Source organism: Paenarthrobacter sp. AR 02 (assembly GCF_021538675.1).
GTDB lineage: Bacteria > Actinomycetota > Actinomycetes > Actinomycetales > Micrococcaceae > Arthrobacter.
This window is the reverse complement of sequence record NZ_JAJUKH010000013.1, coordinates 80,622-103,813: the sequence shown is the minus strand read 5'-3', so window position 1 is coordinate 103,813 and position 23,192 is coordinate 80,622. Positions and strand designations below refer to the sequence as shown.

25 protein-coding genes are annotated in these 23,192 nt (G+C 63.3%); 7 read left to right on the top strand and 18 right to left on the bottom strand.

The window, feature by feature from the left end; all coding sequences use genetic code 11:
* Positions 1-2 precede the first annotated feature (2 nt).
* Positions 3-1,346 (top strand): M1 family metallopeptidase, encoded by a 1,344-nt coding sequence (locus tag LRQ04_RS19005; protein ID WP_235521864.1) that lies wholly within the window; start codon positions 3-5, stop codon positions 1,344-1,346.
* Here the strand turns inward: LRQ04_RS19005 and LRQ04_RS19000 are convergent.
* Positions 1,343-1,993, bottom strand: coding sequence for a 4'-phosphopantetheinyl transferase superfamily protein (locus LRQ04_RS19000; RefSeq protein WP_235521863.1), 651 nt, complete (start codon positions 1,991-1,993; stop codon positions 1,343-1,345). The genes LRQ04_RS19005 and LRQ04_RS19000 overlap by 4 nt on opposite strands.
* Positions 1,990-2,871, bottom strand: coding sequence for a LysR family transcriptional regulator (locus tag LRQ04_RS18995; protein WP_235521862.1), 882 nt, complete (start codon positions 2,869-2,871; stop codon positions 1,990-1,992). The genes LRQ04_RS19000 and LRQ04_RS18995 overlap by 4 nt, the downstream gene beginning before the upstream one ends.
* Before the next feature lie 162 nt (positions 2,872-3,033).
* On the opposite strand from LRQ04_RS18995, the gene LRQ04_RS18990 reads away from it, so the two are divergent.
* The gene (locus LRQ04_RS18990; RefSeq protein ID WP_235521861.1) at positions 3,034-4,020 is read left to right on the top strand and encodes a nitrilase family protein; all 987 of its coding nucleotides are present in this window, start codon (positions 3,034-3,036) and stop codon (positions 4,018-4,020) included.
* 3 nt (positions 4,021-4,023) lie between these two features.
* Here LRQ04_RS18990 and LRQ04_RS18985 read toward each other — a convergent pair whose 3' ends face one another.
* The 3 genes from LRQ04_RS18985 to pheS form a co-directional block, all read right to left on the bottom strand.
* Positions 4,024-4,890: a serine protease gene (locus LRQ04_RS18985; protein ID WP_235521860.1), complete on the bottom strand. Its 867-nt coding sequence runs from the start codon at positions 4,888-4,890 to the stop codon at positions 4,024-4,026.
* Between the two features lie 186 nt (positions 4,891-5,076).
* Positions 5,077-7,620: a phenylalanine--tRNA ligase subunit beta gene (pheT, locus tag LRQ04_RS18980; protein ID WP_235521859.1), complete on the bottom strand. Its 2,544-nt coding sequence runs from the start codon at positions 7,618-7,620 to the stop codon at positions 5,077-5,079.
* 2 nt (positions 7,621-7,622) lie between these two features.
* Entirely contained in the window at positions 7,623-8,684 is a 1,062-nt protein-coding gene (gene pheS, locus LRQ04_RS18975) for a phenylalanine--tRNA ligase subunit alpha (RefSeq protein WP_235521858.1), read from the bottom strand.
* 178 nt (positions 8,685-8,862) lie between these two features.
* Here pheS and LRQ04_RS18970 point away from each other — a divergent pair, with 178 nt between their 5' ends.
* Complete coding sequence (locus LRQ04_RS18970) at positions 8,863-9,309, top strand: hypothetical protein (RefSeq protein WP_235521857.1); 447 nt, start codon at positions 8,863-8,865, stop codon at positions 9,307-9,309.
* 2 nt (positions 9,310-9,311) lie between these two features.
* Entirely contained in the window at positions 9,312-9,941 is a 630-nt protein-coding gene (locus LRQ04_RS18965; RefSeq protein ID WP_235521856.1) for an SIMPL domain-containing protein, read from the top strand.
* 14 nt (positions 9,942-9,955) lie between these two features.
* Here LRQ04_RS18965 and pcp read toward each other — a convergent pair whose 3' ends face one another.
* On the bottom strand, positions 9,956-10,597 hold the full coding sequence (pcp, locus tag LRQ04_RS18960) for a pyroglutamyl-peptidase I (RefSeq protein ID WP_235521855.1): 642 nt from the start codon (positions 10,595-10,597) through the stop codon (positions 9,956-9,958).
* Between the two features lie 89 nt (positions 10,598-10,686).
* Here pcp and LRQ04_RS18955 point away from each other — a divergent pair, with 89 nt between their 5' ends.
* Positions 10,687-11,781 carry an Rv2578c family radical SAM protein gene (locus LRQ04_RS18955; RefSeq protein WP_235521854.1) on the top strand — a complete coding sequence of 365 codons (1,095 nt, stop codon included), beginning with the start codon at positions 10,687-10,689 and terminating at the stop codon, positions 11,779-11,781.
* 37 nt (positions 11,782-11,818) lie between these two features.
* Here LRQ04_RS18955 and LRQ04_RS18950 read toward each other — a convergent pair whose 3' ends face one another.
* Positions 11,819-12,253 carry a (deoxy)nucleoside triphosphate pyrophosphohydrolase gene (locus LRQ04_RS18950; RefSeq protein WP_235521853.1) on the bottom strand — a complete coding sequence of 145 codons (435 nt, stop codon included), beginning with the start codon at positions 12,251-12,253 and terminating at the stop codon, positions 11,819-11,821.
* A gap of 134 nt (positions 12,254-12,387) precedes the next feature.
* On the opposite strand from LRQ04_RS18950, the gene LRQ04_RS18945 reads away from it, so the two are divergent.
* Entirely contained in the window at positions 12,388-13,596 is a 1,209-nt protein-coding gene (locus LRQ04_RS18945; RefSeq protein WP_235521852.1) for an MFS transporter, read from the top strand.
* A 95-nt stretch (positions 13,597-13,691) separates the two neighbouring features.
* On the opposite strand, the gene LRQ04_RS18940 is transcribed toward LRQ04_RS18945, so the two are convergent.
* The 5 genes from LRQ04_RS18940 to infC form a co-directional block, all read right to left on the bottom strand.
* Positions 13,692-14,618 (bottom strand): cation diffusion facilitator family transporter, encoded by a 927-nt coding sequence (locus LRQ04_RS18940; RefSeq protein WP_235521851.1) that lies wholly within the window; start codon positions 14,616-14,618, stop codon positions 13,692-13,694.
* 101 nt (positions 14,619-14,719) lie between these two features.
* Positions 14,720-15,631 (bottom strand): RNA methyltransferase, encoded by a 912-nt coding sequence (locus tag LRQ04_RS18935; RefSeq protein WP_235521850.1) that lies wholly within the window; start codon positions 15,629-15,631, stop codon positions 14,720-14,722.
* A gap of 25 nt (positions 15,632-15,656) precedes the next feature.
* Positions 15,657-16,331 (bottom strand): 50S ribosomal protein L20, encoded by a 675-nt coding sequence (gene rplT / locus LRQ04_RS18930; protein WP_026547339.1) that lies wholly within the window; start codon positions 16,329-16,331, stop codon positions 15,657-15,659.
* A 119-nt stretch (positions 16,332-16,450) separates the two neighbouring features.
* Complete coding sequence (gene rpmI / locus LRQ04_RS18925) at positions 16,451-16,645, bottom strand: 50S ribosomal protein L35 (protein WP_059387794.1); 195 nt, start codon at positions 16,643-16,645, stop codon at positions 16,451-16,453.
* Between the two features lie 117 nt (positions 16,646-16,762).
* Positions 16,763-17,764 carry a translation initiation factor IF-3 gene (infC, locus tag LRQ04_RS18920; RefSeq protein ID WP_235521849.1) on the bottom strand — a complete coding sequence of 334 codons (1,002 nt, stop codon included), beginning with the start codon at positions 17,762-17,764 and terminating at the stop codon, positions 16,763-16,765.
* A gap of 381 nt (positions 17,765-18,145) precedes the next feature.
* On the opposite strand from infC, the gene LRQ04_RS18915 reads away from it, so the two are divergent.
* Positions 18,146-18,544, top strand: a complete 399-nt coding sequence (locus LRQ04_RS18915; RefSeq protein ID WP_235521848.1) for a DUF1844 domain-containing protein — start codon at positions 18,146-18,148, stop codon at positions 18,542-18,544.
* A gap of 73 nt (positions 18,545-18,617) precedes the next feature.
* Here the strand turns inward: LRQ04_RS18915 and LRQ04_RS18910 are convergent, their stop codons facing one another.
* Genes LRQ04_RS18910 through hisB form a run of 6 tightly spaced genes read right to left on the bottom strand, consistent with a single transcriptional unit; the run spans position 18,618 to position 23,190 of the window.
* Positions 18,618-19,922 (bottom strand): MFS transporter, encoded by a 1,305-nt coding sequence (locus LRQ04_RS18910; RefSeq protein WP_235521847.1) that lies wholly within the window; start codon positions 19,920-19,922, stop codon positions 18,618-18,620.
* Positions 19,923-19,974: 52 nt separating this feature from the next.
* Positions 19,975-20,886, bottom strand: coding sequence for an SseB family protein (locus LRQ04_RS18905; protein WP_235521846.1), 912 nt, complete (start codon positions 20,884-20,886; stop codon positions 19,975-19,977).
* Entirely contained in the window at positions 20,886-21,629 is a 744-nt protein-coding gene (gene priA, locus LRQ04_RS18900) for a bifunctional 1-(5-phosphoribosyl)-5-((5-phosphoribosylamino)methylideneamino)imidazole-4-carboxamide isomerase/phosphoribosylanthranilate isomerase PriA (RefSeq protein WP_235521845.1), read from the bottom strand. Before priA ends, LRQ04_RS18905 begins: the two co-directional genes overlap by 1 nt.
* 29 nt (positions 21,630-21,658) lie before the next feature.
* A complete protein-coding gene (locus tag LRQ04_RS18895; protein WP_235521844.1) occupies positions 21,659-21,817 on the bottom strand; it encodes a hypothetical protein in 159 nt (52 codons plus the stop codon).
* Complete coding sequence (gene hisH / locus LRQ04_RS18890) at positions 21,818-22,567, bottom strand: imidazole glycerol phosphate synthase subunit HisH (protein WP_235521843.1); 750 nt, start codon at positions 22,565-22,567, stop codon at positions 21,818-21,820.
* Complete coding sequence (gene hisB / locus LRQ04_RS18885; protein ID WP_235521842.1) at positions 22,564-23,190, bottom strand: imidazoleglycerol-phosphate dehydratase HisB; 627 nt, start codon at positions 23,188-23,190, stop codon at positions 22,564-22,566. The genes hisH and hisB overlap by 4 nt, the downstream gene beginning before the upstream one ends.
* Positions 23,191-23,192: the final 2 nt, after the last annotated feature.

Here is a 23,192-nt window from a genome sequence, read left to right as displayed (position 1 = left end):
TCATGACCGCACCCATCACCACCCCCATGCCCGAAGCCGACCCCTACACCCTGGACCACGGCAGCACCAGCTACCGTGTGGACCGGTATGAGTTGGACCTCGACGTCAGGCTGGGCAGCAACAAGCTGATCGGCAAGGCGGTCCTGCGGTGCACGGCGTTGGAACAGACAGCGCAGATAGTCCTGGACCTGGTGGGATTGCGGGCCACCAAGGTCCAGCTGGATGGCAAGAAGCTCCAGAAATTCAGCCACAGGGCCCAGCACCTGGTCCTGGCTCCCCCGTCCGCGCTCAAGCCCGGCCAACAGTTCTCACTGGAGATCCGCTACGACGGCAATCCGCAACCCCGCCGCGGATTGTGGGGAGATGTTGGCTGGGAGGAATTGAACGACGGCGTACTGGTGGCCGGCCAGCCGAACGGCGCAGCGTCCTGGTTCCCTTGCAATGACCACCCCCGCTACAAGTCGAGCTTCCTCATCTCGGTGACCACCGATGACAACTACCGTCCGGTATGCAATGGGCGGCTCGTATCACACTCCCGGAAGTCCAGCAGGGAAACCTGGGTCTACGAGCAGTCCGAGCCGATGGCGACGTACCTGGCCACCGTGCAGATCGGCCGCTACACCAAGGTGCCCTTGCAGGCCGACGATACCCACCACCGGGTGCCCCAGTTCGTTGCCGTTACCCCCGAAATGGCGACCGACGCCTTGCGGGGTCTGGAACGCCAGCCGGACATGATGCGGACTTTCGAGGATTGCTTCGGACCGTACCCGTTCAGCGATTACACGTCCGTGGTCACCGAAGACGAGCTGGAAATCCCCTTGGAGGCCCAAACGGTCTCCATTTTCGGTCGCAACCATATGCGCGACGCCTGGGAATCCCAGCGGCTGATCGCCCACGAACTTTCCCACCAGTGGTTCGGGAACTCCCTGACCGTCAACAGCTGGAAAGATATCTGGCTGCACGAAGGCTTCGCTTGTTACGCCGAGTGGTTGTGGTCCGAGGAATCCGGGACCATGACTGTCGCAGCGCGGGCTACGGCCGCGTGGAAGAGGCTCGACGCCGGGCCGCAGGACCTGCTGGTTGGCGACCCCGGCCCGGAGCTGATGTTCGATGACCGGGTCTACAAACGTGGGGCCTTGGCGGTTCACGCCATACGAATGGCGGCCGGCGACGAGGCGTTCTTCGGTTTCCTCCATCATTGGACAGCCAAGAACCGGCACGGGTCAGTGTCCACGGAAGCCTTCATCGTAGCCGCGAACGCATTCATTCCGGGATTGGATGCCGCTGCCGTTCTCCGTCCGTGGCTGTACGAGGCAGCACTTCCCGCGCTGCCGTCACCGCGTTAGCCGATCGCCAAGGCGGCCACCAGTCCGTCCGGCAGCGCCCGGCCGCCGACAATGTCCAGGTCCTGCACACCGCGGCGCTCCAGCACATCCAACTCTGCCGGGTTGTGCCGCAGGCCTTCCCCGGTCATCTTTAGCCAAGCCTCTTTGCGCGCCCACAGCCGCGCGCGCTGACTATCTCGCTCCTGATCCGGGATGGTGGACAGTAAGCGTTTCTCGGTTGCGGTCAGCGCGACGTCGTCGAAGCCTTCGAAGGTTGCTGTGCCAGTCGATTCAAGATCCACTCCCAACCGTAGTTCTTCGGGAGCATGGGCGACGCCGGCCAGTAGTAGCCAGCCCGACGCCCGGGACGCGCTGAGCGCGAGAGGTGCGGGGCCGCCGTCGAGCAGGAACCCGGGACGGCCGTGGTCCTGGCCTTGCCCGCACTGCGGGCAGTGATAGTTCGCCACGAGCTGCTGGGGTTCCACGTTGAGGAGCGTTGCAGCGAACAGCTGCAGCGAAATCCGGGCCGCAACGAATTCGTCCCGGTCCTTGGCGCTGGCAAACCTGGAGGCCCGACGCTTTGCCGGTTGTCCCAGGTCCGGTGGGTGCCCAGCAGAAGCCAGCATGTCATCGAGCCGGTGCACCTCAAGCAAAAGGTCGTCGATCATGCCTTTTCCACGACCTTGATTGATTCCACAAACAAGGGAAGCAACGGGTTGGTGCTCCCGCGAAGCCAGGCAATGCCAATGTCCCAGCTCGCGGACTCCAGATCGACCTTTACCAACTGCACGCCGGCGGGGATGATGGCCGAGGCGCTGGCGGGGACCACAGCAGGGCCCGCTCCGGCGGCTACGAGGGCCACGACCGTGAGCAGGTCGGACGTTTCGTACACCGTGGTGGGACTGCACCCCAAATCCATAAACAACTCGCTTGTTTGAGCGGCCAATCCCGGCCCGCGGGCGGGGACGAGGCGTACCAAGGCCTGGTCCTGGAGCCAAGCCCGCAGACCCTTTCGACCGGTCCCGGGAACAGGCTCACCGGCAGGGATGGCGAGTGCCAGATGGTCCCGCCGAATCACCCGGGCGGCAATGTCCTGCGGAGCAGGCATGCGAACAAACCCCACGCTGAGCGTGCCGTCACGGAGTGCGTCGAACTGCCGGGAGGAGGACATGTCTTCGAGCTTGATGTCGATTCCGGGGTGCCGCGCACGGAAAGCCGCGACAGACTGGGGCGCTACATCGATCGTCGACATCCCGAATCCCACGTTGAGAATACCCTCAGCCCCCGCTGCTACCCGCTCCATGCGCCGGGCCAAGGCATCCGCCCTGCGCACCAGGTCGACCGCGTCGACCAGCAACGCCTCGCCGGCAGACGTCAGCGCTGCACCGTGGCGCCCCCGGGTGAACAGCGTGGTTCCCGCCTGCCGTTCCAGGACCTGGATCTGCTTGGTCAGGGCGGGTTGGGTTGTGGACAGCGCCTTGGCAGCAGCCCCGAAGTTCTGGTTCACGGCAACCGCGATAAACGACCGCAAAAGGCGTAGTTCCATCTCATAACACTATCGACAGGACAAGTTCCGTTCACATACTGCGGTGCGGCACGCAGACACCCAACAATTCCATTCCAAAACAGAATGGATTAGGCCAAAACTTTCATTAGACAGAATGTGTCATCGCAAGAAGCATGGGAGAGACAAACCCAAGGAGAACCCATGCCCGATAATCCACAGACCATACTTCGCGCCTCGGCAGTCCAGTTCGAAGCAATCCAGGACCGTCCGGACCTCAACCTCGAGACCATTCACCGGCTCGCCACCGCTGCAGCCATGGATGGTTCGCAACTGGTCGTGTTCCCGGAAATGTGCTTGCTCGGCTACTGGCACCTCCGGCGACACACGCCCCAACGCTTGCATCAACTAGCCGAGACGGAGGGCGGCCCCAGCATCCTCGCCGTCCAGAAACTCGCCCGGGATCTGGGCGTAGGCATCGGCGTCGGATACCTCGAGGCAGACAGCGACGGAAGACTCTACAACTCCTACACGGTATGCCTCCCCGACGGAGCACGGCACACCCACCGGAAGATCCACGCCTTTGAACACGAGGCGATCGACAGCGGATCCCGGTTCACGGTCTTTGACACCCCTTGGGGCGTCAAAGCCGGAATCCTGATCTGCTGGGACAACAACCTGGTCGAAAACGTCCGGGCGACAGCACTCCTGGGCGCGACAGTGCTGCTGGCCCCTCATCAAACCGGTGGCACCAACTCCCGGAGTCCCCGGGGAATGAAGCCCATCCCCAGCACCTTGTGGGAAAACCGTGCAGCAGATCCTGCCGCCATTGAAGCGGCCTTCCGTGGACCCCACGGGCGCGGGTGGCTCATGCGCTGGTTGCCTTCCCGCGCCCACGACAACGGCCTTTTCATCATCTTCAGCAACGGCGTCGGCCCTGACTACGACGAGATCCGCACGGGTAACGCCATGATCATCGACCCCTATGGGGCGATCATCGCAGAAACCTGGAGTGCAGGCGAAGCAATCGTTACGGCCGAGCTGGACCTCGGCCTGGTGCCTCTCTCAACCGGCCGGCGGTGGATACGGGGCCGCCGGCCGGAACTCTACGCCTCCCTCAGCCAACCACAGGGCAATGAGCTCGACGCCCGAGCCGCGCGCTTCTCAGACCGGCCAGTCGAGATCCTGTAGCGCCTACTTCACCGAGGTCAGATAGTTAGCCAGGGTGGGCGTGATTCGGGTACCGGAGTTGGTGCTGCCACCGTTGGTGTGGATGGCAACGATGGTGTTGGAGCTGTTGTATACAGGTGCTCCACTCTGGCCGCCGTAGGTGTCCATCTTGTAGTAGACCTTTTCGGTTGCGGAGCTGTCGATGGTGCCCGTCATGGACCACATGGTTCCAAATGCCTTGTCGCCCGGGTAGCCGCGCACTGTTGCGGTGGTTCCGTTCAGGCTGGCCGTCGTACCGGTGTAATTGAGCCACCCGGTGGTGTTGCCAATGGTGCAGTCGAGTTTAATGACGCCCCAGTCGGCGTTGGTGTTGGCCGAGTCGATCCAGCGCTGGTCCGTGAGGAGTTGGGTAGCACCGCAGGTACCGTAAGGGTTGCTCGACCCATTCCGACCCGGCGCTACTTTGACCCCCCAGGAGTAATCAGCTGTGGAACCCGTGCCGCCCGTGTGGACACAGTGCCCGGCGGTCAGCACGGTGTCGTCGGAGATGAGCGAACCGGAACAGATGTAACCGCCGTTGAATTCAATCTGCACGATGGAGCGGTTGGGTGCTGCCGTGGTGTTGGTGATCTGGACCCGGCCGTCAGCGCCGATGACTGAATCCGTAGAGGCACCCCCATTCTTGGTGGGCGCGGCGATGGAATAACGGTCGGCCAACGGGGACGCGGCGGAGCCGGACGTCTGGGACTTATCCACGGTGTGGGACACGGGCTGGACCTCGGCGGACGCTGGTTGCGGCGTCGGCTCTGACGCCATGGCAGCTCCTCCAAGCGAGGACGTCAAAGCCATTACCGCAGCCCCGACAAGCACAGCAACATTCTGCTTTTTCATGGGTACCTTTCAAGGGACGGCCCTTGGAGAGCCGTGCGAGGGATGTGATACACATGTTTCACATGTGCATGACAAAACTGTCATACATGTGTGAATAGTCTGTCAATATGCTGGGAGTGGAATCTCGATAAAACGAAAATCCCCGGAACCGAGGAGGTTCCGGGGATTTAGCGTGCAACTGCGGGATCAGCGCTGGACAGCACCGAAGCGTTCAGCGGCGACTGCGACAGCCGAGGCCCGAGCTTCTGACGCTTCGTCGGCAGTCAGTGTGCGGTCGTTGGCACGGAAACGCAGTCCGAAGGCCAGCGACTTCTTCCCCTCTTCGATGCCCGGACCCACGTAAACGTCGAACAAGGCGACATCCTCAAGGAGTTCACCTGCACCTTCGCGCAGGGCAGCCAAAACCTGGTCTGCTGGTACATCCTGCGGAACCACCAGCGCAACGTCCTGCGTCGCAACAGGGAACCCGGAGATGTGCTTGGCAACAATCACGTCCGCAGCGGCTTCAAACAATGCCTCGACGTTGACTTCGATAGCCACAGATCGCGCAGGCATGTCGTGTGCTGCCAGGAGCTTCGGGTGGAGCTCTCCCGCGTAACCGACAACATCGCCGTTCCGCAGGGAAAGCTCAGCGGCACGCCCCGGGTGGAACGCCTGGTGGCTACCCTGGCTGACAACCAGTTCAACCCCAAGAACGTCGGAAATGAGGCGGGCAACGTCCAGGGCGTCTGCCCAATCCCAGGCGCGGGGCTGGTGCGTCGCGGCAGCCGGCGAGTCGTGGCCGGTCAGGACAGCGCCGACGTGCAGCGGCTGGTGCGGGACGCCGTCGTACAACGCATCAAGCACCTCATCTGAAGGCCTGACGCCCAACGGCGGGATGGACTCCGTACCAAGCTTGTCGCCCGGAAGGAAGACCGAACCCACTTCGTACAGTGCCAGGTCGCGGAAACCGCGTGAGTGGTTGCGGCGTGCTACCTCAATGAGGCCAGGGAGGATGGACGTACGGAGGTAGCCGTTCTCCTCGCTGATCGGGTTAGCCAGCTTCAATGCCGGACGTTCCGCGCCTTCCTCCGCAACACCGAAGGTGTCGTTGGCGGCTTTGGAAACGAACGGGTATGACAGCACCTCGGTGAGCCCTGCATCAGCCAAGGCCTGGACAACACGACGCTTCTGCTGCTGGCTGCGGGTCAAGCCACGGCCCGGAGGCGCTACCGGGAGGGTTGACGGGATGTTGTCGTAGCCAACCAGCCGTGCGATTTCCTCAGAGAGGTCCTCCTTGGTTTCGAGGTCATTACGCCAACTCGGAGCAGTCACCCGGTAGCCGGCGGCAGTCTTCTCCACCACGGCCCCCAGATCCTCAAGTGAGGTTGTGATCTGCTCGTCGGTGAACTCGATACCGATCCGGGCAGCAGCGAACTCAGCGGGCAGCTCGATGGTGACGGGGTCAGGGGCGGTTCCGACGTCGGTCCCCGCCTCGTCTGCCGTACCGCCGGCCAGCTCTACCAAGAGGTCCACGACGCGCTGGGCGGCAATGTTGGCCACGTGCCAGTCGACGCCGCGCTCGAAGCGCTTGGACGCTTCGGACGGCAGCTTGTGGCGGCGACGCGACCGGGCAATGGATACTTCGTCGAAGTGCGCGGCTTCAACCAGGATGTTGGTCGTGGAATCCGACACCTCAGTGTGGGCGCCACCCATGACACCGGCGATGCCAATGGCGCCGGAGCCATCAGTGATCAGCAGGTCCTCGACGTCGAGCGTACGCTCCTTGCCATCGAGGGTGGTGATCTTCTCCCCCGTGACGGCACGCCGGACCACGATGTCGCCCGAGAGCTTATCGAGGTCGTAGCAGTGGTTCGGCTGGCCGAGCTCCAGCATCACGTAGTTGGAGATATCCACGGGCAAGGAGATGGAGCGTACTCCGGCCAGGCGAAGGCGCGAGGACATCCACGGCGGGGTGGGACGCGAAGCATCCACGCCGCGGACGGTGCGCGCAACGAAGCGGTCACAGCCGGGCTTTCCGTAGATGGGTGCGTCGTCGTTGAGCTTGACTCCGTAGCCGCCCTGGAGGGAGGCCGGCGCGTTGACCTTCGACGCCGGATCTACGAACGATGTTCCCGTTGCATGGGCATACTCCCGCGCAACACCGCGGATGGAGAACGCATATCCGCGGTCCGGGGTGACGTTGATTTCCGCTGCCTGGTCATAAAGGCCCAGGAGTTCCATCGCGTCGGTGCCGATTTCGGGATCCAAGCCAATGCTGGACAGCACCAGGATGCCATCGTGGTCATCGCCAATGCCCAGTTCACGGACGGAAGCGATCATGCCTGCGGACAAGTGGCCGTAGGTCTTGCGCGCGGAAATCTGGAAGTTTCCCGGCAGCACAGCACCGGGCAGGGTGACAACTACTTTGTCGCCCTCAACAAAGTTGTGCGCACCGCAGATGATGCCCTGCACGCCGGAAGGATCAATCCCCTTGCCGGTGAGGGTCTGCTCCTGTCCTTCGGGAACGACGCGGACCTGGCACCAGTTGATGGTCTTGCCGTTGGATTGCGGCTCCTTGACCAGGCTCAGGACCTGGCCTACGACGATCGGGCCACTGAGTTCATCCGTGGGACGGTGGACTGCTTCTTCTTCAAAGCCGACCTTGACCAGGTCAGCCATGACGTCTTCGGCCGTTGCATCGGCCGGGACCTGCGCGAATTCACGCAGCCAGGAAAGTGGGATACGCACTGTTAGATCTCCATCCCGAAGTGCTCGCTGAAACGTACGTCGCCTTCGATCATGTCGCGCATATCGCCGACTTCGTTGCGGAACATGAGCGTGCGCTCAATGCCCATACCGAAGGCAAAACCTGAATAGATGTCCGGATCGATGCCGGCTGCCCGGAGGACGTTGGGATTGACCATGCCGCAGCCACCCCATTCGATCCAACGTGGGCCGCCCTTTGCTCCGGGGTGCCAGATGTCCAACTCCGCGGACGGTTCCGTGAACGGGAAGTAGTTGGGGCGCAGGCGGATGGAGGCTTCGTCGCCGAACATCTGCCGGGCGAAGTGCTCCAACGTTCCGCGAAGGTCTGCCATGCTGAGGTCCTTGTCGATCGCAAGGCCCTCGAACTGGTGGAAGACAGGGGTGTGGGTGGCATCGAGTTCATCGGTGCGGAACACCTTGCCGGGGCACAGGACATAGATGGGCACTTCACGTTCCAGCATGGAACGTACCTGTACCGGCGAGGTGTGGGTACGCATCAGCAGGTGCGCTTCGGGGGGCTCCACGAAGAACGTGTCCTGCATTTCGCGGGCCGGGTGGTCCGGCTTGAAGTTCAGGGCATCGAAGTTGAACCATTCCGACTCGACCTCGGGGCCTTCGGCGATTTCCCAACCCATGCCCACGAAGATGTCCGACACGCGATCCTGAAGCGTGGACAACGGGTGGCGTGCACCGGCACGGCGACGTCGCGGAGCGGCGGTGACATCCACAGTTTCCTCGACGAGGATCCGGGCATCGTTCTCTGCCTCCAACACCTCGGTCCGGGCTGCGAGCGCCTGGTTGACCCGGCCGCGGGAGGACCCCATGAGCTTGCCTGCAGCAGCTTTGTGCTCCTTGGCCAAGCCGCCAATTTCACGGTTGGCTAGGCTCAGGGGCGACTTCTCGCCGGTGTGGGCGAGGCGGACAGCCTTGAGTTCTTCGAGGGAGGAAGCTGCCGCGATGGCTGCGAGCGCGTCCTCGACGGCGGCGGTGATGGCGGCTTCATCCAGCGGATTCGGGCTGGCAGCGCCTGGCAAAGTGTCAGTCATCTACTGTTCTTAGCTACGAGTAGGGAGCGGCCGGCAATGCTGGCCTGGAAAACGAAAAAGGGCAGTGCTCGCCGCGGACGGCTGGCACTAACGTCCAGTCTAGTTGAACGTCATGGACCTGATTTAACGCCTGTCTCCCGTCCGGCCTCCGCAGGACCCACGGGTCTAGCATGGCTTCATGACTCCCGCGCAGCGCCTGAGGCAGATCGCAAATGTCATCAACCTGTCCACGCCGTTGGGACTTGGGGTGGCGGTGGCGTCGCGCTCCCGCCTGTCGCACGGTCCCCGCGGCCTGGTGATCGCTGCCGGGTACCGCTGGAAATTGCCCCATGCGGGAGCGTTCACCGTGGGGAATGTAATTCTTTACCGGGCACCCCATGGCCTGGCAGGCAGCAACGCCACCCTCCTGGGACACGAGGAGCGGCACAGCACCCAGTATGCGTATTGCCTTGGGCTGCCCTTCCTGGCGTTATACGGGATCGCTGCCGGGTGGTCACTGCTGCGCAGCGGAGACCCGGCGTCGATGAACTTCTTTGAGCGCCAGGCCGGCCTCGCCGCCGGCGGCTACATTGACAACCACAAGCGTCGGCAGGGCGGACCAGCCGACCAACGAATCGAGGCTTAAGAATGAAGCGAACCATCACCGTCACCGGCACCGGCAGCGCCAAGGCCGCCCCCGACCTGGTCACGCTGACTCTCGGCGTGGAAACCCGCCGCGAGACTGCGGGAAAGGCATATGACGACGCCGGAAAGGCGGCTTCCGCTGTCGCTACGGCTTTGCATGAAGCCGGCGTGGCCGGCGTTGACATGCGAACGAGTGGCTTGAACCTCCGTGCCGACGTCGCATGGGTGGAAGGGCAGGGCCAAAAGGTGACCGCCTACGTCGCATCCACCACATTGCAGGTGGGCATCCGCACCCAGGCAGATGCTCCGGCTGCCATCGCTGCCGCGATTGCCGCCGGTGGGGACGACATCAGAATCAACGGTATCGAGCAAGGCTTCGCGGATACGGCTCCCATCAATGCACAGGCACAGGAGGCGGCGTGGCAGGACGCCTTGGCCAGGGCGGAGCAGTACGCCGGTCTGGCAGGCGCGCGGCTTGGAGCCGTTCGATCCATTTCCCAACAACCAGTTCCAGGCTCCCCCATTCCCATGGGCGGGCTGGTCAGGGCCTCCTTTTCCGCGGAAGCGCTCCCGGTGGAGGCCGGCGAATCGTCAGTCTCCGCTTCTGTCACGGTGGAGTGGGAACTCCTTTAGTGGACTGCTCCTGTTTAGTGGATTGCTCCTGCGGGCAGCTGTATGTCCGTTGTGGTTCCAAGCGCCGTGCGGACAACCGAGGCAACGCCTTCGGCCATCACTTCAAGGGGCATGGACGGAGTGGCAGCGGCCGGTGGCAATTGCTCCGGAAGGTAGGGGACGTGGATGAAGCCCCCGCGGACCCCGGGCCTGGACGCCAGCGCGTGCATGAGCGCATAGAAGACGTGGTTGCAGACGTACGTGCCGGCTGATTGTGAGACTTCGCCCTTGATGCCGGCGATCTGGAGGTTCCGGAGTGCTGCTTTGATCGGCAGGCTGGAGAAGTAGGCAGCTGGTCCGCCCCTGATAACTTCCTGGTCGATGGGCCGTTGGCCGGCGTTGTCCGGAATCCTGGCGTCATCGCAATTGATGGCGACACGTTCCAGCGATACGCGCTCACGCCCGCCTGCCAGGCCCACGCAAACCACCACGTCAGGAACCAGCCGATCCATGGCCGCGTTCAGGGCGGCAGCCGACCTGCCAAAAACGCACGGCAGTTCGAGTGCTTCCACCGCGTGGCCCTCGTTCCGGAGGATGTCCCTGGCACGTTGCACGGCTACCCACGACGGATTGACCGCATCCTCGCCAAAGGGTTCGAAGCCAGTCAGGAGAATCATGGGCCAACCCTAGCAACACCGCCATCCGCGTGTACGGACTGCCCGCCGAAGCCTTGACATTTATTCGAACATACCTTCGAATAGAGACCATGAGATGGGACGCACAAGCACTTTCACCGGCACGTGGGTTGGCGTCCGATAACAGTGGCAACACGCCTTCCGGCCCTGCCCCGGCCATGGAGGCCCTGCTGCCGCTTGCCGGGCTTGTGCGTTCCGTCTCGACACCCGAATTCTCCGGAGTCACCTTCCATGAGGTCACCGCAAAGTCAGTGCTCAACAAGGTGCCTTCCGGTTCGGCCATGCCCTTTGAATGGACGGTGAATCCTTATCGGGGCTGCAGCCACGCCTGCGTCTACTGCTTTGCCCGCAAGAGCCACACCTACCTGGAATTCGACGCCGGCCGGGACTTCGATTCGCAGGTGGTGGTCAAGATCAACGCTGCGGAGGTCCTGCGCAAGGAGTTGGCCAAGCCCTCCTGGCAGCGACACCAGGTTGCCCTCGGCACCAACACGGACCCCTACCAGAGGGCCGAAGGCCGGTATGCGCTCATGCCGGGAATCATCCGGGCACTGGCGGACTCAGGAACACCCTTCTCCATCCTGACCAAAGGCACATTGCTGGCCCGGGACATCCCCCTGCTCAAGCATGCGGCAACCCAGGTTCCCGTGGACCTCGGCATCTCGCTTGCCATGACCAACGAAGACCTCGCAGAGCTCATTGAGCCCGGGACCCCCTCCCCCCGTGCGAGGTTGAAGCTCATAGCCCGACTCCGTGACGCCGGCCTGGGATGCGGGGTCATGGCAATGCCCATCCTGCCGTGGCTCACGGATTCCGATGAAGCCCTCGACGCCTTGTTCACCGAACTGGCCAAGGCGGGTGCCACGGGAGTCACCGCCGGGGCCCTGTACCTCAAGCCCGGGACCAGGGAATGGTATATGAGTTGGCTCGCCGCCCAGCATCCGGAATTGGTGGGCAGATACCGCCGACTGTACGGCCAGGGTTCCTATGCCTCCAAGGATTACCGGAGCTGGTTGGCAGGCAGGATCAGTTTCTTCAAGGCCAAGCACGGCTTCACTGGAAGCTCCGGTTTCAGCCACCGCAATGCCCGCCCCACCGACGGTTCAGGAGCGCCTTCGGAGGCCAAAGCTGCCTCACCCTTGCCGGGACAAGAGCCGCTGTTCTGAGGCGCCCTGCGGGGCTGTGCACAAGTCGCTGGGGAGCTTACTCGCCGGCAGCCACCCGATCAAGCAGGGCCTGGACAATCGGCAGGTCTGCCGGAATCCATGCAAGTCCGAGAACGTCGTCAAGGCCGTCCAACGACATCCAGCGCAGTTCGTCGTGATCTTCCAGTGGGCGGGGCTCCCCTGCGGTCAGCTCCGCGAACCATACCCGCATGGATGCACGCTCGTTGAGGGTCCACCCGGCGCTCTTTCCGGATTCAAGCTCCTGGCCCAAACGGACCTCAACCCCCAGCTCTTCGGCGAGTTCCCGGTGCAGTGCGGCCTCTGCCGTTTCGCCCGTTTCCACCTTGCCACCGGGGAACTCCCACATCCCTGCGAACTGGGGAGGGGCTGTGCGGCGTGCAGCGAGAAGACGGGTGGGTGCTTCCAGGGAGTCCACGACGGCGGCGCCAACAACGTTAATGAGTCCAGTCACCCGAACAGTCTATGGCCGGCTCGTCCATGGGCATCGTCACATGCTGACGTCACCTCGCCTGAGCGCGACTAAACTTGTTATCGGATTTTCTCCGCGTTTCCCGGCCGATCAGGCACCCCTCAAGAAGCAGGCTTATGACTACCACCGTGTCCCCGTCCGCCACAGCGAAAGCTACCAAGCGCCACCTTGGCATGGCCATCCTGGCCCTGGCAATGGGCGGGTTTGCCATCGGTACCACCGAGTTCGCCATGATGGGCCTCCTGAAGGAAATCGAGGAAGGGCTGCATATCAGCACCCCTGAGGCAGGCAGCCTCATCTCCGCCTACGCTCTGGGCGTCGTCATCGGCGCGCCGATCTTTGCAGCCTTCGGCGCAAAACTTCCCAAGAAGCACCTTGCCTTGGGTCTCATGCTTTTCCTGTCCGTGGCAAACCTGACGTCCTTCATCGCCCCGGACTACGGTTCCATGCTGCTCTCCCGCTTCGCCTCCGGGCTCCCCCACGGCGCCTTCTTCGGAGTGGCAGCTGTTATCGCGGCGGGCCTGGTGGCTCCCACAAAGCGCGGCTGGGCGATTTCCATGGTGATGGCCGGCCTGACGGTGTCCAATGTCATCGGCGTGCCTTTAGCCACCTGGGTGGGACAAACTTTCGGTTGGCGGCTGCTGTTCATCATTGTCGGCGCCATCGGACTTCTCACCGTTGTCATGGTGTGGAAGTTCGTCCCGTTCGAAGCCGCCCACCCGGACGCCAGCATCCGGCGTGAGCTGGGAGCCCTCAAACGCCTCCAGGTGTGGCTGGCGCTGTTGATCGGCATCATCGGCTTCGGCGGCTTCTTTGCCGTCTACACCTACATCGCCCACACGATGACGTCCGTGGCCGGTATACCCGAGAGCCTTATCCCCGCCGTTGTGGCCCTTTATGGGCTTGGCATGGTGGCCGGCAACATCATTGGCGGAAGAATCGCGGACAAGTCCGTCATGGGGACCATTTACTGGGTCATGCCCGGGATCGCCGTGGCCTTGGTGGTTTACGCTATCGCGGCGCACTGGGCATGGGCAGCCTTCATCATGGCCTTCGTCGTTGGCGGCGTGGGATCCATGCTGACCCCCGCCCTGCAGACACGCCTGCTGGATGCCGCTCCGGGCGCAGCTTCCCTTGCCTCCTCCTTGAACCACTCGGCCCTGAACATTGCCAACGCACTGGGCGCTTTCCTCGGGGGCACAGTCATCGCGTGGGGTTGGGGTTATGTCGCTCCGGCACTCGTGGGTGCGGTCCTGGCCGTTCTGGGCCTCGGCGTTGCCGTTGTGAGCGGCCTGCTGGAACGCAGGAAGCCGCTGGCAAGCTGATGGCCTGGCTGGCTGGTACATCGCCTCATCAGCCTGGGCAAGGCCCTTAAACGAAGAATGGCTCCGCCGGTGCGGAGCCATTCTTCGTTTAAGTCCTAGGCCTGCTGCGCCTGGACCCGCTCAATGTCCGGTTCAAGGTAGATGACCCGCGCAATCGGAACAGCGGCCCGGATCCGCTGCTCGGCGTCGTCGATGCCCTTGGCGATCTCCTGGCCAGTCTCGGAGGCACCCATGGAAATCTTGGCGGCCACCAGCAACTCCTCCGGTCCCAGGTGCATGGTCTTAAGGTGGATGATGTGGGTTCCGCCCGCCTCCAGGGCTTCGGTGATCCGCTGCACGTCCTCCTTGGTTGCAGACTCGCCCAGAAGAAGAGACTTGGTCTCCATGGCCAGCACGATGGCGATGGCTACCAGCAGCAAACCAATCATGGCCGTGCCGAAGGCGTCCCAGATACCGTCACCGGTAACCAGGGTCATGCTCACGCCAAAGAGGGCGAACACCAAGCCGAGCAGGGCGCCGAAGTCCTCCAGGAGGATCACAGGCAATTCAGGCTGTTTGGCGTTTCGGACGAACTTTACCCAGGTCTGCTTGCCGCGGATGTGGTTCGACTCGATGATGGCGGTCCGGAAGGAGAACCCCTCGGCGATGATGGCACCTACGAGGACGGCCAGCGGAACCCACCAGAAGTCGCCTTCGATGCCGTGCGGGTGCTGGAACTTCTCAAAGGCCTCGTAGAGGGCAAACAGGCCACCGACACTGAAGAGAACGATCGAGACGATGAAGGCGTAGATGTACCGCTCACGTCCGTAGCCGAACGGGTGTTCCGGGCTCGCAGCACGTTTGGCACGCTTGCCGCCCACCAGGAGCAGGAGCTGGTTGCCGGAGTCGGCAACGGAGTGTATTGCCTCCGCGAGCATTGACGATGACGCCGTCAGGAAGAACGCAATGAACTTCAATACAGCGATAGTCAGATTGGCGGCGAGAGCCGCCACGATCGCTTTGGTACCGCCACCTGCAGCCACGAAAGCTTCACCTCTTCGGGTTCGGGAAATGGTTGGAAAGGGTCAAGAAGAATCGTCATTGCCTGCCCCTGCAAGCATTACCGTACCCGGCGACGGGCTAATTATGCATTCCCCACCCTGACGCCCTGCTGGGAGCGTGCGCTGGCGTAAAGGCAGACGGTGGCCGCCGTACCAAGATTGAGGCTCTCCGCGGCCCCATAGACGGGCACAGCGACGCGATGATCGGCAAGGGCCAGTTCTGCGTCGGACAAGCCCTGGGCTTCGTTCCCGAATAACCAGGCCGTCGGCCCCTCAAGGGCGTACTCGGACGCCACTGTATCGTTACCGAGCCTCCGCGCCGCGTTTTCGTCCTGGAGTTTATCCAGATTGACCGTCCCATAGCCGTCTGCGGCCAGGACACCGATGCCCAACTCGCGGCACCGTGCAACCAGCTCCTCAACCTCCACCCCCAGGACCACGGGCAGATGGAACAAGGAACCTGCGGTTGAACGGACTGCTTTGGGATTGTAGATGTCCACGCTGGATTCGGTCAGGACCACGGCGTCCGCGCCGGCAGCATCAGCGGCACGCAGGACCGTGCCGGCATTTCCGGGGTCACGTACCTGGCACATCACGGCAATGAGGCGGGGACTGGCGTCGAGAACTGACTCCAGGCTGACGTCGAGAAAACTGCAGACGGCCACAATCCCCTGCGGGTTGACGGTGTCCGCCATCGCTGCCAGGACTTCATCACTGGCGAGCCGGAGCTGGGTGCCCTGTGCGAGGTCGGCAAGTTCGGGAAGCCGCTCCAGGCACGCTTCACTGGCGAAAACTTCATGCACGACGGCGGCGCCACCTGCCGCTGTCCGGTCACGGTGCAGGCTTAGCGCCTCCCGTACGGCCTGCGGCCCCTCAGCCAGGAAGCGCCCGCGCTTTAAACGCGCCGGGCGCCCGGCAAGCTTGGCGACATCCCTCACCCGATCAGCTCGGGGGTTGGTCATCGAAAAGTCTTGCGGGCGCCCGGTTTCGTTCATATAAGAACTTTAGTGGCTGTTGCGACTAGTTCTTGATCTGCTGGCGGGCTTCGCCGCCGGCCGGCTCAAAGCCAGCAGCCTTTGCAGCCTCAACCGTGGAGAACCAGTATTCGGCAGCAGTGGTGTTGTACCAGGTGGAACCCGGCACGTGGTACTTCTTGGACTCGGCGTTGCCCTTGATGGCGTAGCCTTCCGGAGCTTCGTCGCCATCAGCAGCAACTGCGCCGTCGATGGCCGGCTTCTCGGAGACAACAGCCTTGACAGCCGTAGCCGTAGCGGCAGCCGGAGCAACCTTTGCAGCCTTGGGGGCAGCTTCAGCCTTTGCAGCCGGAGCAGACGTGTCAGCCGGCAGGGCAGCCTTGGCAACGTTCACCAGTGCAGCGAAAGCGTTGGCGTCGGAAACGGCCAGTTCGGCCAGCATGCGGCGGTCAACCTCAACCTCAGCGGCCTTCAGGCCCTGGATCAGACGGTTGTAGGTGAGGCCGTTGGCGCGGGATGCAGCGTTGATGCGCTGGATCCAGAGGCGACGGAAGTCGCCCTTCTTCTTGCGGCGGTCACCGTAGCTGTACACAAACGAGTGCAGCAGCTGCTCTTTTGCCTTACGGTACAAGCGCGAACGCTGACCGCGGTAACCCTTGGCGCGTTCGAGGACAACCCGGCGCTTCTTGTGGGCGTTTACCGCCCGCTTCACACGTGCCACGTGCGTACTCCTTCAGAAATCTTTATCCCAAGCTGCTACTGCCGGAAATCCGGCGGGCCTGAGAAGGCTTTTGGTGTAGTCGGTTCCTGCCGGTTGGCGGGACCCAGAGAACTTGGAACTTAGACGCCGAGCATCTTCTTGATGACCTTGGCATCGCCCTTGAAGACGATCTTGTCGCCGGCAAGGCGACGGGTCAACGTGGAGGACTTGTGCTCCAGGTAGTGGCGGCGGTTGGCCTGCTGACGCTTCAGCTTGCCGGTACCGGTCAGCTTGAAGCGCTTCTTAGCACCGCTGTGGGTCTTCATCTTCGGCATGGGAACCGATCTCCTTACGTATCCACGGACGAGTCCGCGATTCTTTCGCGCAGCCGGCCTACAGGGGCCAGCGTGCTGGTTGCTTGCCGATGGAGGACAGGCCTCCGCGGCGTTGAACTAGTTGGTCTTGCGTGCAGCAGGCTTCGGCGTGGCCTTGGGGGCCGCGGGCCGAGCTGCCGGCTTGGGAGCTGCCGGCTTGGCGACAGGCTTCGGAGCCGCAGGAACTGCCGGCTTCGGAGCTGCTGCGGGTACAGCCGGCTTCGGAGCTGCCGGAGCAGGTGCCGATTCTGTCTTGGCCGGTGCGGCCTTGGCTGCCGGAGCCTTTTCGGCCACAGCTTCCTTGGCTGCCGGCGCGGGAGCTTCCTGGGCTACAGGAGCTTCCTCAACAACGGGAGCTTCTTCAACAACCGCGGGCTCGCTGGCTGCCAGGGCTTCTTCAGCTGCGGGAGCCTCGACCTCGGGAGCTTCAACAGTTTCCTGCGTGGGCTCTGCTTCGCTTACCTGGAAGCCCTCGGGAAGAAGGTCAGCCAGGCTCTGCGTGAGCGTCGCCTGCTCCCCCGTGGTGTCCACACGGCCTGCAGCCTTGGCCTCGTTCTGGGCCTTGGCTTCTGCACGCTGCGAAGCACGGCGGGCTTCAGCCTTGGCTTCTGCCTTGTTCTTCAGCGGTCCGATCACCATAACCATGTTGCGGCCATCGATGCGCGGGCTGGACTCAATGATGCCAACCTCAGCAACATCTTCTGCGAAGCGCTGCAGCAGGCGGATGCCCATTTCGGGACGCTGCTGCTCACGGCCACGGAACTGGATCATGGCCTTGACCTTGTCGCCAGCGCCGAGGAAGCGAAGTGCGTGTCCGCGCTTGGTCTCGTAGTCGTGCTTGTCGATCTTGAGTCGGAAGCGGATTTCCTTCAGAACCGTGTTGGTCTGGTTCTTGCGCGCTTCACGTGCCTTGACGGCGGCCTCGTACTTGTACTTGCCGAAGTCCATCAGCTTGCAAACAGGGGGCTTGGCCTGCGGCGCAACTTCAACGAGATCGAGATCGGATTCGGCAGCAAGACGCAGGGCGTCCTCAATGCGGACAATTCCTACCTGTTCGCCGGCAGGGCCGACCAACCGCACCTCGGGGACGCGGATACGCTCATTGATTCTTGGCTCGCTAATGTTAAAGCTCCTGTGGTTGTGGTGATGTCACCGGCAAATAGAGAAGGCCCCCAATTGCTGGCGCAATCGAAGGCCTCGAAGATCGGGGGCACTCCCCTAGGGGAAGTACGCACTTCAGGGTTCACACCCTCAAAGTGTCCGACCAGGTACCCGGCAACCTCTTGTCCTTTTACGGAATCCTGTCCCCTGGGGGAAACGGCTGACGCGGGTGGGAGAGAACTCCGCTTGCTAACTGAAAGACAATTCTACAGAAACAACCCGCCAAGCGCACATTGCGGGCGGCGGGATCGTTTGACTGCAAATAACGACTTCCAGTCGGTCTGTGACAAGCTTACCAGTATGAGCACTGAAGACAGCAATTCCCGCAACTCCTTTGGCGGAGACGCCGCCCCGGCCGCTGACGCCGGCGTCTCCCAGCAGATCCGCGACATCGCGGAAGTACCTGCCGTGGAGGTCATCACCACCGGCGCCGTCCACCTGATGAGTGCGGCGGCCGTAAAAGTCGGCCTGGCCGACGACCCCAACGCCGAGGACCTCAAGGACCTGGATGAGGCCCGCAAGCTGATCACGGCCCTCGCCGGACTGGTATCGGCCGCCGCCCCGGAAATCGGCTCCCAGCACGCAGGACCTTTGCGCGACGGCCTTCGCTCGCTGCAACTGGCCTTCCGCGAGGCTTCACTTATCCCCGACGCCCCTGGCAAGGGCCCGGGCGAGAAGTTCACCGGACCAGTGAACTAGCCCCAACAGCCTCAAGAACCGACGACGGCGACCCCACCACATCCGGTGGGGTCGCCGTCGTCGTTTGAAATCCTTACACGCGGGCGGATCTCCGACGCATCGACATCAGGGCCAGGCCGGCAAGGCACAGGACGACTCCCGCAGCACCGATGGCCGCGAAACCGGCCGACGGGCCGACGTTATCGATGAAGATGCCTGCCAGCGGCGCGCCGAGGGCAACACCGGCAGTGAGCGCAGAACCGTACCAGCCCATGGCCTCGCCACGGCGTTCCTCATCCACGAGGTCGGCCACCTTCTCCGACGATGCCGACAACACAGGAGCGCAGAGCAGTCCCGGAAGAATCGACAGGAAGGCGAGGGTCCACGTGTCGTGGGCGAAACCCATCGGAATGGTCAACGCGGCCATGCCCAGCAGCAAAAGCATCGGCGAAATCTGCCGCTTCATGGAACCGTAGATGAGCCCGCCAATAACGGACGCTGCGCACCAGAAGAAGAACACGATGCCGATCTGGTTCTGGTGGCCACCCCTTTCGAGCAGGCCCACGATGCTCACATCTGAACCGCTAAGGACCATGCCCGATCCGGCCGCCACCGCAAAGAGCGCTGCAACCGAAACGGTAAACCAGCTGAAGTTCCGCGCCACCTTGCTGCGGATCGCCGCCGTACGGGACGTGGCGGGCGCCATCTCCGAGGCAGCCTCCTGGACGTGGGCCGGAGCCGACGCCACCATGGCAGCCTCGGCGGCTGCCAGGTCTGCTGCAGCCCGGTCGGCGGACTCTTTCGGCGTACAGGCGACATCGCTGCGTGTTGGCGGGTTGAACCACATGAGGAAAAGCCCCGCGACCGAAACCGAGATCCCCACCGCGGTCAGGCCCACCGCCGAGAATCCGGCAGTGGCCACGACGGCGCCGACAGCCGGGCCGATCATGAAGACCAGTTCCGTCGCGATGGAATCGAGGGCGAAGGCCGAACGGCGCTGCTCACCGTCCACCATGACACCCAACGACTGTCGGACCACGCTGAAGATGGGCAGCGTGAAGAGGCCACCAACAAAAACCAAGGGCAGCAGCCATTCATAGGACACGTGGGGAACGATCGTCCAGATGACCGTTTCGGAAACAACGGAAGGGATCAAAGCCCGCCGCAGGCCCACGGTATCCACTCGACGGCCACGCCATGGAGCGCCAACGGCAATGCCGATCGTCATGACAGCGGCAGCAGCACCCGCCGCGGCATATCCCTGCCCCAGAGTCAGGACAATATGCAACGTCAGGAGCACGCCGGCCGCCGAATGCGGGATACGGGCAATCATGCCCACCACCAACAGACGCCGGACAGGACGGATGGACAGCATCTCTTTGTAGAGAGCGAAATTCACTGGCAAATCCTCTTGTTCCCCCCGGGGCAGCCCGGAGGGACCGGTACTGCCGTTAGTGCCGCCCAGGCTCCTGTGCTGCACGCTGCAATTTCACTTCAATGGAGTCAACACTTTCGGCAAAGGTTTCCATCCGCGCCCACGCTTCATGCAGGCCACCAACAAGCGCCTGGACATCCGCGGCACCGAGTCCGTCCTCAAGGTAGAGCACCACCTGGAGTTCCGGGCCAGGACCTCCGCCGGCAACCGTGCTGCCATCCGCCGTCAGCGTGGACACACCGCCGCCGGGCCGTGTTTCAAGTCGGCGCACGGCCGGAAATTCCAGGGCCGCTGAAGCGAGAGCAGACTCCAGTTGATCATCAAGGTATGACGGCGTCCAGTCCCGCTGCTGGGCCAAAGCCCACATAGCCGGCCGCCGCACAACGAACGTGTACTGGGAACCGGGGTCCAGCACCAACAGTTGGGCATCTTCCGAAACTGCGGACAGGGCCGCCCGCGCGGCATAGACAGCCACCGGACGGGCTTCAGAATGCCACGCCTCCAAAGCCGCCGCGGACGTGAAGACGGGCATCGCCGTGCGGCCATCGGGGGCCTTGAGTGTGATCAACGCCATATCGGCCTGCTTGTCCGCATGCAGGCCGTCGACGCCGTCGGCTTCTTCAGCGAGTTGCGCGACAACCGGAACGAAAACCCTCGCGGTGGCAAGAGCTTCCACCACGCCGGCCTCAGTCGCGGTGCCAGCGATGAGTGCAGCGATGGCCGCGGTGTAGCCGGGATCAGCCGTACCGTCGTCGTCCTCGAAGTTGTGGATCTTGGCGTCGTCCCCGCTGAGGCTCCGACCTGCCCAAGGGCGTCCCGCCGAATCAGTTGCTCCCCCGGCACCCTTCAAAGCAGCGGCGATGTGTCCTGGGAGCTGACGCCCTCCGTGGCCTTGTTCTTCGTGCTGGTGTCCAGCCTCGTGCGGCATCAGCGTCGACCGGCGACGTCCAGGGCCTCAGGCAACGTAAAGGCACCGGCATACAGGGCTTTGCCCACGATTGCCCCTTCGACGCCCAACGGCACGAGTTCGCGCAGGACGCGGAGATCTTCGAGGCTTGAGATGCCGCCCGAGGCCACCACGGGCTTGCCCGTCTTCTCAACCATCTGGCGCAGCAACTCCACATTGGGACCCTGCAGCGTTCCGTCCTTGGTGACATCCGTGACCACGTAACGGGCGCACCCGGCGTCCTCGAGGCGTGCAAGTACCTCCCAAAGGTCGCCGCCTTCCTTGGTCCAGCCACGACCAGCCAGGGTGGTGCCCCGGACATCAAGTCCGACGGCGATTTGGTCGCCGAAGCGCTCAATGGCCCGGCGGGTCCAGTCCGGGTTCTCCAGCGCGGCGGTGCCAAGGTTTACCCGTGCCACGCCCAGTTCCAGCGCCCGCTCCAACGACTCGTCGTCCCGCAGGCCGCCGGACAACTCCACTTTGACGTTGAGCTGCGAGACGACCTCACTGATGAGCGCGGCGTTGTTCCCCCGGCCGAAGGCCGCGTCCAGGTCCACCATGTGCACCCACTCGGCACCTGCGTCCTGCCAGTTCAAGGCAGCTTCGAGCGGCGTTCCATAGCTGGTTTCCGAACCCGCTTCACCCTGCAGGAGGCGAACCGCCTGGCCATCGACAATATCGACGGCGGGAAGGAGTTCCAGAACGGACTGGGTGGAGGTGGTCATGAGTGTCCTTGAAATCGTGGGGGCGCGGATTAGTTACCGGGCAGCGTCAGGAGGTATGCGGCCAGCAGGGACATCCCTGCCAGCACGTAGAAAGAAACTGAAACCCAAGTGGGCTTCTTTTGCTGATGGAAGGAAATTCCGCCTCCCACCAGCACGCCGGCGAGGCCCATGAGGACAACCGACCACATCTAGGCGGCACCGCTTTCAGGGGTTTCCGCTGTTGACGCAGGCTTGCGCAGGCCGTCCACCCAGTTGCGGAGGAGCCGGGCTCCGGCATCACCGGACTTTTCGGGGTGGAATTGGGTAGCGCAGAGGGGCCCGTTCTCAACGGCGGCGATGAAGCGCGCGCCGTGCTCGGACCACGTCACCATGGGAGGCGCCATGCGAGGCTGGACGACGTCAAAGTTCCATTCCTGGACGCCGTAGGAGTGCACGAAGTAGAAGCGCTCCTGCTCGACTCCGGCGAAGAGCTTGGAGCCCTCCGGGACGTCCACGGTGTTCCACCCCATGTGCGGCACAACGGCTGCGGGGAGCAACTCCACCTTGCCGGGCCATTCGGCCATGCCTTCGGACTCCGTACCGTGTTCGACACCTGCCTCGAAGAGGACCTGCAGTCCAACGCAGATAGCGAGCACGGGCCGGCCACCGGCCACCCGGCGGCCGATCATGCGGATGGCGTCGACGGCCTTAAGTTCCTTCATGACAGTCTCGTAAGCACCGACGCCGGGAACGACCAGGCCGTCGGCGTTGAGAACGTCCTCGGGCTTGGCGCTCAACAACACGTGGGCACCGGCACGTTCCAGTGCGCGGACCGCCGAACGGACGTTGCCCGAGCCGTAGTCCAGCACCGTCACGGTGGGCTTACCTTCAGGTGAGGACGGCTTGATGGCGGCCACGGTATCGGTAACCGCGCCGTCCTTGAGGACCTGACTGCTCATAGCGCTCCCTTCGTTGAGGGGATTCCCTCGACCCTCGGGTCTGATTCAACTGCAGCGCGAAGTGCCCGTGCGAACGCCTTGAACTGGGCTTCCACGATGTGGTGCGGGTCTCGCCCCGCGAGCACCCGCATGTGCAGGCAGATACCCGCGTGCAGGGTAATGGCTTCAAAAACGTGACGGGTCAGCGAGCCCGTGAAGTGTCCGCCAATGAGGTGGTATTCCTGGCCCGCAGGCTCACCGCCATGCACCAGGTAGGGGCGTCCCGAAACATCAACCACCGCGTGGGCGAGGGCTTCGTCCAACGGAACGGTTGCCTCACCGAAGCGACGGATCCCGGCCTTGTTTCCCAGCGCAGTCCGCAGGACCTCGCCGAAGGTAATGGCTACGTCCTCCACGGTGTGGTGGGCGTCGATGTGGGTATCGCCCGTGGCCTTGACAGTCATATCAATCAGGGAGTGCTTGCACAGCGCCGTCAACATGTGGTCATAGAAGGGAACCGAGGTGCTGATGTCCGAGACACCGGAGCCGTCCAGGTTGATCTCCACCAGGACGGAGGATTCGCTGGTGGTGCGCTCCATGCGCGCGGTGCGGGCAGCGGACGGCGTGGCGCCGGTTTCGCTCATTG